Raw genomic sequence first — 11,242 nt, 5'->3', positions numbered from 1 at the left:
CCGCCGGAACGGCATCGGCCGGAGCCGAAGAGGCAACGCTACGGCAACCCGCCGACGCCGCGCAGTCCGTCCCCGTCCCCCGGACGGGTCTTCGCACGGACGCTCGGCCGCCCGTGCGGGCCGCGCATGGCCGAAGCTGTCAGGTGTGAGCCTCGTCGCGGTCCCCGTCCCCTCCGCCGGCCCCTCCGTCCTCTGCGCCGTCTCCGCCCCAGCGTGCCCGCCGCATGTCCAGCCGCGGATCGCCGCCCGCCGTCAGGCGCAGCGGCGTGGCCTCGGCCCGGTAGTGCTCCAGGGCTCGCCGCTCGCTGCCGGGCAGCGGTACGCCGTCCGCCCGCACCACGCGCCACCAGGGCACGGCGCCTCCGTACAGGGCCATGACGCGCCCGACCTGGCGCGGCCCTCCCTCGCCGATCCACTCGGCCACGTCCCCGTACGTCATCACCCGGCCGGGCGGAATACGCTCGGCCAGCTCCAGCACGCGCTCCGCGTACGCGGGCAGCTCCTCGCTCATTCGGCCCATGGTGCAGTACGTCGGCCGTCCGGCGACGGAGGACGTGCTTCCGCACCGGCGCGCACCCTGATGCCCCGCTCGCCCGCCGGTCCGTGCCACCATCTTCCGGGCGGTGACTGGTGATACGTGATCAAGAAGAGACGGATGTGACGACGAAGGAGCAGGGTGTGAGCCCTCCGGACAGCGCGGCGCCGGACGACGACGCGCGCCCGGACCACCAGAGCGCCGGGGCCCCGCGCGGCGGTGACGGCAACGGCACCGCCCGCCCCGAGGGCATCGAGGGCCACGAGGCCCCCAAGGGCCCGCACGAGCACGCCCCCACGACCGCCGACCGGGTCGAGGTCGACGAACCGCTGCTCGCCGCCCGCGTGCACCGCCCGTCCGACCTCGTACGCCTCCTCGTCGGCATCCTCGGCATCGCCGTCGTCCTCGCCATCGCCGCCTTCGCCCACGGCACCACCGTCGGCCTGGAGGAGGACATCAACAAGGGCACCGGCCAGGCACCGGACCTGCTGGTCAAGGTCGCCGCGCTGGTGTCGAGCATCGCCGTGCTCCTGCTGCCCGTCGCCTTCGCCATCGAGCGGCTGATCAAGCGCGACGGACTGCGCATCGCCGACGGCGTGCTCGCCGCCGTCCTCGCGCACGGGGTCACCCTCGCCACCGACCTGTGGGTGTCCCAGGCCGCCCCCGGCACCATCCAGGAAGCCCTCACCCGCCCCGCCGGCGCCGACGGGGCGCTCACCGATCCGGTGCACGGCTACCTCGCGCCCGTGATCGCGTACATGACGGCCGTGGGGATGACCCGGCGCCCGCACTGGCGCGTCGCGCTGTGGGTGGTCCTGCTGCTCGACGCGTTCACGATGCTGGTCAGCGGCTACACGACCCCCTTCTCGATCATCCTGACGGTGCTGATCGGCTGGAGCGTCGCCTACGGGACCCTGTACGCCGTCGGCTCGCCCAACGTGCGCCCCACCGGGCAGCACCTCCTCGCGGGGCTGCGCCGGGTCGGTTTCCAGCCGGTCAGCGCGATGCGTGCGGAGACGCCCGAAGGTTCCGAGGCCCCCGACGTGAGCGACCGGGGCCGGCGCTACCACGTCACCCTGGAGGACGGCCCGCCGCTCGACGTCACCGTCGTGGACCGCGAGCAGCAGGCCCACGGGTTCTTCTACCGGGTCTGGCGCCGGCTCACGCTGCGCGGCATCACCACCGGGCGCAGCCTCCAGTCGCTGCGCCAGGCGCTGGAGCAGGAGGCGCTCCTCGCGTACGCCGCCATCGCGGCCGGGGCGAACGCGCCGAAGCTGATCGCCACCTCCGAACTCGGGCCGGACGCCGTGATGCTCGTGTACGAGCACCTGGGCGGCCGGAGCCTGGACTCCCTCTCCGACGAGGAGATCACCGACGACCTGTGCCGCAACGCGTGGGAACAGGTCCGGGCGCTGCAGTCGCGGCGGATCGCGCACCGGCGGCTGACCGGGGACGCCCTGGTGGTGGATCGTTCCGGCAATGTCATCCTGACCGACCTGCGGGGCGGCGAGATCGCCGCGGGCGATCTGGTGCTCCGGATGGACATCGCGCAGCTGCTGACCACGCTCGGCCTGCGGGTCGGCGCGGAGCGGGCGGTGTCCTCGGCGGTGTCGGTGCTCGGCCCGGACGCGGTGGCGGACTGCCTGCCGCTGCTCCAGCCGATCGCGCTGAGCCGCTCGACGCGGGCGACGCTGCGCAAGCTGGCCCGGGAGCGGGCGCAGCGCCAGCGGGAGGCCGTACTGGAGTCCTCGCGGGCGGCGAAGGCGGCGCGCGAGGCGGGCGCGGCGAGCAGCCCGGCCGCCGACCGGAAGGCGGAGAAGAGGGCGCTGGACGATGCCCTGGACGGGGCCCGCGAGGAGGACCTGCTGAGCCAGATCCGCCAGCAGGTGCTGCTGATCCGCCCGCAGGCGCCGGTGGAGCCGGCCCGGCTGGAGCGGATCCGGCCGCGCACGCTGGTGTCGTTCATCGCGGGCGCGTTCGGCGCGTACTTCCTGCTGACCCAGCTGGCGCACGTGGACTTCGCGACCATCGTCGGCGAGGCCCAGTGGGGCTGGGTCGGGGCGGCGCTGGCCTTCTCGGCGCTGAGCTACTTCGCGGCGGCGATGAGCCTGCTGGGCTTCGTGCCCGAGCGGGTGCCGTTCCTGCGGACCGTGCTCGCGCAGGTGGCCGGGTCCTTCGTGAAGCTGGTGGCCCCGGCGGCGGTGGGCGGTGTCGCGCTGAACACGAGGTTCCTCCAGCGAGCGGGTATCCGGCCGGGTCTCGCGGTCGCGAGCGTGGGCGCCTCGCAGCTGTTCGGGCTGGCCAGCCACATCCTGCTGCTGCTGTCGTTCGGCTACCTGACCGGGACCGAGAAGACCCCGGAGATGACGCCGTCCCGGACGGTCATCGCGGGTCTGCTGACGGTGGCGGTGCTGGTGCTCGTGGTGACGGCGGTCCCGTTCATGCGCAAGTTCGTGGCGACGCGGGTACGGGCGCTGTTCGCGGGCGTGGTGCCGCGCATGCTGGACGTGCTCCAGCGGCCGCAGAAGCTGATGACGGGCATCGGCGGGATGCTGCTGCTGACGGGCTGCTTCGTGATGTGCCTGGACGCGTCGATCCGCGCGTTCGGAGGCGGCCAGGCCATCAGCTACGCGAGCATCGCGGTGGTGTTCCTGGCGGGCAACGCGCTGGGGTCCGCGGCGCCGACGCCGGGCGGGATCGGCGCGGTGGAGACCACGCTGACACTGGGCCTGATCGCGGCGGGGCTGGAGAAGGAGGTCGCCATCTCGGCGGTGCTGCTGTTCCGCCTGATGACGTTCTGGCTGCCGGTGCTGCCGGGCTGGCTCTCGTTCAACTTCCTGACCCGCAAGGAAGCCATCTAGCCTCCGGCCCGGCCGGTGGGTGCGGCGGGGGCCCGCGGCTCGTACGGGACGTACCGGCGCGGTCCGGCAACGCGGCGAGGTGCCGTGCCGTGCCGGGGGCCGCGACCCGGTGGACCCTGCCGGTCACAGCACTGGCCTCCGGCCCGGCGGGGCCCCGGGACCCGCCGCGCCTACGCGTCCGCCCGGCCCCGGCGAACCGGGCCCCGGTCCCGACCCCGCACCGCACCGCATCGCACCCCCGGATGGGTCAGCGCGGGGGCGGGTGTGGCGGAGGGCGCAGAGGATGGGGGCATGCCGAGAAACGTCCTGCGGTCCACCGCCACCGCCGCGCTCGCCGCAGTGCTGCTCACCACCAGCGCCTGCTCCGACGACGGCGACGGGACGAAACCGAAGGCCGACGGCACCAAGGGGGCGAAGCCTCTCAAGTGGGGCGAATGCCCGGCTCCCACGCCCCTGGAGGGCGGCGGCCAGGCCCCGCCCAAGGACTGGCAGTGCGCCACCCTCGACGTGCCCCTCGACTACGCGAAGCCCGAGGGCGAGACCATCCCGCTCGCCCTGATCCGCGCCAAGGCCCGCGACCAGAAGAACCGCATCGGCTCGCTCGTCTTCAACTTCGGCGGACCGGGCGGCTCCGGCATCACCACCCTCCCCGGCGCCGCCAAGGAGTACGAGGCCCTGCGCTCCCGCTACGACCTGGTCAGTTTCGACCCCCGCGGGGTGGGTCGCAGCGTCCCCGTCCGCTGCGAGGACGACAAGCAGTTGGACGAGTACTACGCCCAGGACTCCTCCCCCGACACCCCGCAGGAGGAGAAGGTCTTCACCGACAACATCCGCGGCTACCAGCAGGCCTGCGAGAAGAACTCCGCCAAGGTCCTGCCCCACGTGGGCACGTCCGACGCCGCCCGCGACATGGACCGGATCCGTCAGGCCCTCGGCGACGAGAAGCTGCACTACTTCGGGATCTCCTACGGGACCGAGCTCGGGGGGGTCTACGCGCACCTCTTCCCGAAGAACGTCGGGCGGGCCGTGTTCGACGCGGTCGTGGACCCGACCAAGACCTCCGAGGAGGGGGCCCTGGCGCAGGCGAAGGGGTTCCAGCTCGCCCTCGGCAACTTCGCGCAGGACTGCGTGGACCGCGGCGACGAGTGCAGGCTCGCGGGCAGCACGGCCAAGGAGATCGAGGACGGCGTCATCAAGCTCCAGAAGGACCTGGCCGCGCAGCCCATCCCGGGCATCGGCGACCGGATGCTGACCGAGAGCGCCGCGACCAACGGCATCGCGCAGGCCCTGTACTCCAAGGAGCTGTGGCCGTTGCTGGAGCAGGGGCTCGACGAGGCGGACGGCGGGCAGGGACAGCTGCTGATGGCCCTGTCCGACGCGCTCAACGGCCGTGACCAGCAAGGGAACTACAGCAACATCGGCGCGGCCAACACCGCGATCAACTGCGCGGACTCCAAGGACCGTTACACGCTGGAGCAGACCAAGGCGAAGCTGGCGGCCTTCCGTTCGGCCTCGCCCGTCTTCGGGGACTTCCTCGGCTGGGCGATGATGGGCTGCACCGGCTGGCCGGTCGCGGGCGCCTGGGAGACCCCGGACGTCTCCGCCCCGGGGGCCGCCCCGATCCTGGTGATCGGCAACACCGGCGACCCGGCCACCCCGTACGAGGGCGCCCGCAAGATGGTCGAACGGCTCGGCCCCGGCGTCGGGGTGGAGCTCACCTACAAGGGTCAGGGGCACGGCGCCTACAACAGCGGCGACATGTGCGTGCAGGACGCGGTGAACGCGTACCTGCTGGAGGGGAAGACCCCCGCGGCCGGCACCGTCTGCACCGCGGGCGCGACCCCGAGCGCGCCTCCGGCCGTGCCGACCGCGCCGCCGACCGCGCCGCCGACCGGGGCCGCCCCCGTCTGACCGGCGGCCCGCCGGCCTGCCGCCCGCCCCCGGACACCCCGAAGGGGCCGCACCCCGGACCTCGCGGGTGCGGCCCCTTCGGGGCGTGACTGGTAGACCGGACTAGTAGACCGGCTTGCTGGGCTCGATCTGGTGGACCCAGCCGATCACACCGCCGCCGACGTGGACCGCATCCGCGAAACCGGCGGACTTCAGGACCGCGAGGACCTCCGCACTGCGGACACCCGTCTTGCAGTGCAAGACGATGCGCTTGTCCTGCGGCAGGTCCTGGAGGGCGGTGCCCATCAGGAACTCGCCCTTGGGGATCAGCTTCGCGCCGGGGATCGAGACGATCTCGTACTCGTTCTTCTCACGGACGTCGATGATCTCGATCTTCTCGTCCGCGTCGATCCACTCCTTGAGCTGCGTGGGAGTGATCGTCGAGCCGGCGGCCGCCTCCTGGGCCTCCTCCGACACGACGCCGCAGAAGGCCTCGTAGTCGATGAGCTCGGTGACGGTCGCGTTCGGACCGCAGACCGCGCAGTCGGGGTCCTTGCGGACCTTGACCTGGCGGTACTGCATCTCCAGGGCGTCGTAGATCATCAGGCGGCCGACCAGCGGCTCGCCCACGCCCGTGAGGACCTTGATCGCCTCGGTGACCTGGATGGAGCCGATGGACGCGCAGAGCACGCCCAGGACGCCGCCCTCGGCGCAGCTCGGGACCATGCCCGGCGGCGGGGGCTCCGGGTACAGGCAGCGGTAGCACGGGCCGTGCTCGGACCAGAAGACCGAGGCCTGACCGTCGAAGCGGTAGATCGAACCCCACACGTACGGCTTGTTCAGCAGCACGCAGGCGTCGTTGACCAGGTAGCGCGTGGCGAAGTTGTCCGTGCCGTCGACGATGAGGTCGTACTGGCTGAAGATCTCCATCACGTTCTCGGCTTCGAGCCGCTCTTCGTGAAGGACCACGTTCACGTACGGGTTGATGCCCAGCACGCTGTCACGGGCCGACTCGGCCTTGGAACGGCCGATGTCCGCCTGGCTGTGGATGATCTGGCGCTGCAGGTTCGACTCGTCGACCTCGTCGAACTCCACGATGCCCAGCGTGCCGACACCGGCCGCGGCCAGGTACATGAGAGCGGGCGAACCGAGGCCGCCCGCGCCCACGGCCAGCACCTTGGCGTTCTTGAGGCGCTTCTGGCCGTCCATCCCGACATCCGGGATGATCAGGTGGCGGGAGTACCGACGGACCTCGTCAACGGTGAGCTCAGCAGCTGGCTCTACCAGGGGTGGCAGCGACACGGGGACTCCGTAGATGGTTACGTCTTAACGGTGGTTCTCCCCGTAACACTGCCACGCCCGTCTTCATTCCAAGACACCCGTTCCGATGCGTGAGACGATTTCGTCCCAGTACGCGGGCATCGAGGCCCATGGATCCCGGTCCCCCGATCCGCGCCGGTCGGTGAACCAGACCGTACCCGCGCCCTGCCAGCGGGCGATCCGCATCGCCTCCTCCAGGTGGGTGCGGGGCACCCCGTGGACGAGGTGGCAGAACCGCTCCGCCGGGTGGTCCGCGGTCCACTCCGCCACCTGCGACCAGCGGTAGTCGGCCCAGCTCCCGGAGAAGGTGACCAGCTGGTCGGCGGCCTCCGCGTAGCCCTCGTACGGGTGCGTGCCGTGCCCGAGGACGATCCGCGCGTCCCCGCCGAGGGCGCGCAGGGTGTCCGCGACCCGGCGCACCTGGGCGAGTTCCGCCTTGCCCGCCGGGGCCCCCGCGAGGTAGAAGCCGCCGACCCCGTACCAGTCGCGGAAGCGGTGGGCGTCGGAGATCAGCTCCCCGAAGGACCGCTCGCCGCCCCGCATCGCGAGATGACCGAGGATCACGCCGCCCGCGCCGCGCAGCTTCGCGGCCGTCTCCGTGCAGTTCGGGTCGGGCCGCCCGCCCGGGCCGTCCGCGACGTTGAGCACGGCCCAGTGCAGCGGGGTGCCGGGTCGGGTCAGCTCGGCCCACTCGACGGGCGCGAGCAGCGGGTGCGCGTAGCCGGGGATGCCGAGGCCGAGGCGGCCGGCCTCGGTCGCGGCGGCCGCGGGGACACCTGGCGGGGTGGTCAGATACGGCACGCCGCCTCCATCCAGATGTCCGCGAGGGACTCCTCCAGGTTGATCCGGGGCCGCCAGCCGAGCCGGTCGCGGGCGGTGCGGACGTCGGCCTGCTGCCAGGCCCCGCAGCCGTCGGGGTACGGGTACGGCGGCGGGGCCGCGGCGGCGAGCTGCTCGGCCGTCGCCTCGGACCGGGGGGACCCGATGGCGGCGAGCCCGGCCGCGCGGCCGGGATGCCCGTGCGCCTGCTGCGGCCCGCCGTGCGGTACGTCCAGCTCGTGGAGGGCGCCGCCGTAACCGGCGACCCTGGCCAGGACGGCGGCCGCGTCGCGCAGCCGGACCGCGCGGCCGGTGCCGATGTTGACGACGCCCTGCGCGGCCGAGAGGGAGGCGGCGTGCACGGCCCGCGCCACGTCCCGGACGTCCACGAAGTCGCGCTGGACACCGAGCCCGCTGAGCTTGAGCTCGCCGTCCCCGGACTGCATCGCGCGGCGCATGGCCTCCGCGAGACGGCCGAGGGGAGATCCGGCGGGGGTGCCGGGGCCGACCGGCGAGAAGACCCGCAGCACGACGGCGTCCAGCCCGGAGCCCAGGACCAGCTCGGTGGCGGCCAGTTTGCTGACTCCGTACGGTCCGCCGGGTCTCGGCACGGCGTCCTCGGCAGTGGACGACCCGGGCTGGCTGGGCCCGTACTCGGCGGCGCAGCCGAGCTGGACGAGGCGGGCCCCGCAACCGCTGCGGCGCAGCGACTCGCAGACGGTGGCCACGGCGACGGTGTTGTGCCGGGTGAGCTCCCGGGCGCCGCCGCGGGTGGCGCCGGCGCAGTTGATGACGACGCCGGGGTGGACGGCGTCGAGGAAGCGGGTGAGCGCGCCGGGGCTGCCGGTGGCGAGGTCGAACCGGACGTCGGCGTCGTCGCCGCGGCCGAGCGCGGTGAGCTGGACGGCGGGGTCGGCGAGCAGGCGGTCGGCGACGTAGCGGCCGAGGTATCCGTTGGCTCCGATCAGCAGCACCCTCATCGCGTGGCCCCTTGTTCGGTTGGCTGGCCGGTCATCTTCTGTTTCTCCTTGCGAGTGGGTGGATGGGGCCGCGCATGGGCGGATGCGCGGGACAGCGCGAGGACGGCGTGTACGAGGAGTCCCGCCGCGGCGGCGGTGACCGCCGCGGGGACCGGGACCAGGGCGAGTACCAGGGCGGCGGCCACGGGTCCGCGGTGGGCACCGTGCCGGAGCAGGAGCCGGGTCAGGAACAGCAGCACGGCGAGCGGCACGGCCGCCGCGAGCGGTGCTCCGGCGAGCGCGGCGGCCCCGGCGGCGGCCCCGGTGAACAGGGCGACGGCCGCGAGGAGCAGCGGCCGGGCCCGGTCGGTGAAGTCCTCCAGGGCGCGGCTCCCGGCGAGCCGGGCCCTGGCCGCCGCGGCGAACGCCGCGGCGGCCAGGTGGGCGGGCGCGACGGCCAGGGCGAGGCCGACGGCGAGGGCGGAGCCGTGCCGGTGCGCGGCCCAGCCGACGGCCGCCGCGGCCAGCAGGTGCGCGGCGTACGGGAAGCGGCCGCCGGCCCGGCCGGGCCACACGAGGGCGGTGACGGTGGCTGCCCCGGCGGCGGTCCCGGCCCAGGAGGGTGCGGCGGCGGCCGCGGCGAACGCGACGGCCCCGGGCAGCAGCGCGAGGCCGAGGCCCCGGAGCGCCGACGGGCCGGCCGGGGCGGGGACGAGCGCGGCGGGTGCGTCGGCGTGCGGGGTCCGGGCGTACAGCTCCTCGGCGAGCGAGAACACGTCCCGGTGGCGGAAGCGCGCGGCGGTCCGGTCGGTGATGCCGTGGGCTTCCAGCCCGGCGGCGATCTCCAGCGGGTCCACGGCCCGTTCGCACAGGTCGTGGTGGCGGTGCAGGAGCGCCTTGACGGGGTCTGCGCCACCTCGCCGCCGAGCGGTTCCGGCCGGCGCCGCACCGGTGCCGGGTTCCGTCCCCACGCCGTGTGCCGCACTGGTGCCGGGTTCCGCGCCCGCGCCGTGTGCCGCACCGGTGCCGGGTTCCGCCACGGTGTGCGGGTCGACGGGGGTCATACGGCGGCCTCCGAGGCCGAGGCCGGAGCTCCGGCCGGAACCGCGGCCGGGGCCGCGGCCCACGTCGGGCTGGTCCAGTGCCCGGGCACGCGCGCCTCCGGGGGCCGGGCGAAGGGGATGTCCCCGTCCGGCCGGTCGGAACCCCGGGCGAGCAGCCGCAGGTAGATCTCCTGGAAGGCGGCCACGTTCTGCTCGACGGTGAAGAGTTCCAGGGCCCGCGCCCGGGCGGCGGCCCCGAGCCGCTGCGCCCGTTCGGGATCCCGCAGCAGCGAGAGGCAGGCGTCGGCGAGGGCCCGCGGGTTGCGCGGCGGTACGACGAGCCCGGTGCCGCCGATGACCTCGCGGACCGCGCCGACGTCGGTGGAGACGGTGGCCCGGCCGCAGAACATCGCCTCGGCCAGGGTGATCGGGAAGCCCTCGATCACGGAGGACAGGACGACCACGCGCCCCGCGCCGTACGCCTCGGCAGGGGAGGGCGCCTCGGGTCCGCCGATCTCCTCGAAGGTGACGGGGTTCTCCCCGGCGGTGACGGCGTCGGCGGCCTCGTCGGGGAACAACTGCGCGGCCAGGGACCGGCAGTCGGCCAGGTAGCCGGGGGCCACGGCCGTGGCGAAGATCCGCAGCCGGGTCCGGGGCGCGGCCCGGCGGACCTCCGCGAACGCGTGCAGCAGGCCGATGAGGTCCTTGGCGGGCTCGATCCGGCCGGCCCACACCAGGGTTTCGGGGTCCCCGCAGTCCACGGCCTCCCCGACGGTGGCGAATCGGTCCGCCTCCATCCCCGGATAGACCGTCCGCAGCCGGTCCCTCGGGGCCCCGCACCGCTCCTGCCAGCGCCGGGCGTGCGCGTTCCCCGGGGTCAGGAGGTCGGCCTGGGCGTAGATCTCGCCGGCCAGCCGGACGTGGAAGGCGGCGAGCAGGGCCCGTACGGCGGGCCGGGCCTCCTGGCTCTGGTCGAGGTAGTGGGCCCGCAGCTGGACCCCGTACTCGGTGACCAGCAGGGGGACCCCGAAGAAGCGTTTGGCCAGCAGCCCGGGGATCGCAGCCACGCCGCCCGCGGCGGCGTGGCAGATGTCGACCGCGCCGAGACCGCCGGGCTCCTCGCACCAGTCGAGGGACAACGGCCGCAGCGTGCGCTCCAGTTCGTCCACGAACTCCAGCAGGTCCGGCACCTGCGCCGCCTGTACGGTGCGCCCCGCGCCCGGTACCCGGCAGGCGGACTCCACCGCCCGCACCGCGGACTCGGAGCGCAGCGCCGCGTAGAGCCCGCCCTGGTCGCGGGCGAGCCCGTAGAGCCCGTAGAGCCCGGCCGCGAAGGCCGGTGCCTCGCCGGCGCAGATCCCGTGGACCAGCTCCCGGAAGCAGTCGGCGAAGCGCCGGCGCTCACGTCGGCCGTAGGTCCGCCCGTCGTCGGCCGGGGCCCACAGGGGGGCGGTGCACACGCGTGTGACGTGCTCGGGCAGAGGGACCCTGGTGCGTTCCTGCCCGGCGCTGCGACTCAGCGCGTAGAGCTCGAACTCGTGTTGCGGGAGCCCGCGCACGAGCCGGTCGCACCACAGCCTCGCCTCTCCCGTGGCATACGGATAACCACCTTCCGTGACCAGTCCGATCCGCACGAGTGGCACCCCCGATCTCGCGTTCCAGGCGGTCGTCGTGGGCCGGCGACCCGCCGCGGAAGAACTCAAGCGGATATACCGGAGGCGGGGGGGGCGCGGGTTGGTGGGGCCCCCCCCAACAGGGGCTGGAATAAAACACACACAACAAACACCAAAAAAAAAACACGCCCGCGCAGGGCCG

The 11,242-nt window shown here is 74.0% G+C and carries 8 protein-coding genes; 2 read left to right on the top strand and 6 right to left on the bottom strand.

The features are described 5' to 3' along the window. Positions 1-139 precede the first annotated feature (139 nt). Positions 140-511 carry an MGMT family protein gene (locus tag ACFCZ1_RS18960; protein ID WP_376679412.1) on the bottom strand — a complete coding sequence of 124 codons (372 nt, stop codon included), beginning with the start codon at positions 509-511 and terminating at the stop codon, positions 140-142. Between the two features lie 119 nt (positions 512-630). Here ACFCZ1_RS18960 and ACFCZ1_RS18955 point away from each other — a divergent pair, with 119 nt between their 5' ends. Both ACFCZ1_RS18955 and ACFCZ1_RS18950 read left to right on the top strand, forming a co-directional pair. Beyond that, positions 631-3,396, top strand: coding sequence for a YbhN family protein (locus ACFCZ1_RS18955; RefSeq protein WP_376679411.1), 2,766 nt, complete (start codon positions 631-633; stop codon positions 3,394-3,396). A gap of 291 nt (positions 3,397-3,687) precedes the next feature. Next, positions 3,688-5,307 carry an alpha/beta hydrolase gene (locus ACFCZ1_RS18950; RefSeq protein WP_376679410.1) on the top strand — a complete coding sequence of 540 codons (1,620 nt, stop codon included), beginning with the start codon at positions 3,688-3,690 and terminating at the stop codon, positions 5,305-5,307. A gap of 102 nt (positions 5,308-5,409) precedes the next feature. Here ACFCZ1_RS18950 and moeZ read toward each other — a convergent pair whose 3' ends face one another. The 5 genes from moeZ to ACFCZ1_RS18925 all read right to left on the bottom strand — a co-directional run bounded on the left by moeZ (position 5,410) and on the right by ACFCZ1_RS18925 (position 11,061). Further along, positions 5,410-6,588, bottom strand: a complete 1,179-nt coding sequence (moeZ, locus tag ACFCZ1_RS18945) for an adenylyltransferase/sulfurtransferase MoeZ (protein ID WP_376679409.1) — start codon at positions 6,586-6,588, stop codon at positions 5,410-5,412. A 63-nt stretch (positions 6,589-6,651) separates the two neighbouring features. After that, positions 6,652-7,407 carry a spherulation-specific family 4 protein gene (locus ACFCZ1_RS18940; protein WP_376679408.1) on the bottom strand — a complete coding sequence of 252 codons (756 nt, stop codon included), beginning with the start codon at positions 7,405-7,407 and terminating at the stop codon, positions 6,652-6,654. Then, positions 7,395-8,405, bottom strand: coding sequence for an NAD-dependent epimerase/dehydratase (locus tag ACFCZ1_RS18935; protein ID WP_376679407.1), 1,011 nt, complete (start codon positions 8,403-8,405; stop codon positions 7,395-7,397). The genes ACFCZ1_RS18940 and ACFCZ1_RS18935 overlap by 13 nt, the downstream gene beginning before the upstream one ends. Beyond that, complete coding sequence (locus ACFCZ1_RS18930; RefSeq protein ID WP_376679406.1) at positions 8,402-9,448, bottom strand: hypothetical protein; 1,047 nt, start codon at positions 9,446-9,448, stop codon at positions 8,402-8,404. The genes ACFCZ1_RS18935 and ACFCZ1_RS18930 overlap by 4 nt, the downstream gene beginning before the upstream one ends. Further along, positions 9,445-11,061 (bottom strand): DUF3492 domain-containing protein, encoded by a 1,617-nt coding sequence (locus ACFCZ1_RS18925; protein WP_376679405.1) that lies wholly within the window; start codon positions 11,059-11,061, stop codon positions 9,445-9,447. Before ACFCZ1_RS18925 ends, ACFCZ1_RS18930 begins: the two co-directional genes overlap by 4 nt. Between the last annotated feature and the right edge of the window lie 181 nt (positions 11,062-11,242).

Origin of the sequence: Streptomyces sp. NPDC056224 (genome assembly GCF_042267665.1) — a bacterium.
In the GTDB taxonomy this organism is placed as follows: Bacteria; Actinomycetota; Actinomycetes; order Streptomycetales; family Streptomycetaceae; genus Streptomyces.
The sequence above is the reverse complement of the archived record's forward strand: the minus strand, read 5'-3'. Positions and strand labels throughout refer to the sequence as shown.

Excerpts from the sequence above, each read along its gene's own strand:
- ACFCZ1_RS18930 (WP_376679406.1), bottom strand. The coding sequence starts at position 9,448 with ATGACCCCCGTCGACCCGCACACCGTGGCGGAACCCGGCACCGGTGCG.
- ACFCZ1_RS18950 (WP_376679410.1), top strand. The coding sequence starts at position 3,688 with ATGCCGAGAAACGTCCTGCGGTCCACCGCCACCGCCGCGCTCGCCGCA.
- ACFCZ1_RS18935 (WP_376679407.1), bottom strand. The coding sequence starts at position 8,405 with ATGAGGGTGCTGCTGATCGGAGCCAACGGATACCTCGGCCGCTACGTC.
- ACFCZ1_RS18960 (WP_376679412.1), bottom strand. The coding sequence starts at position 511 with ATGAGCGAGGAGCTGCCCGCGTACGCGGAGCGCGTGCTGGAGCTGGCC.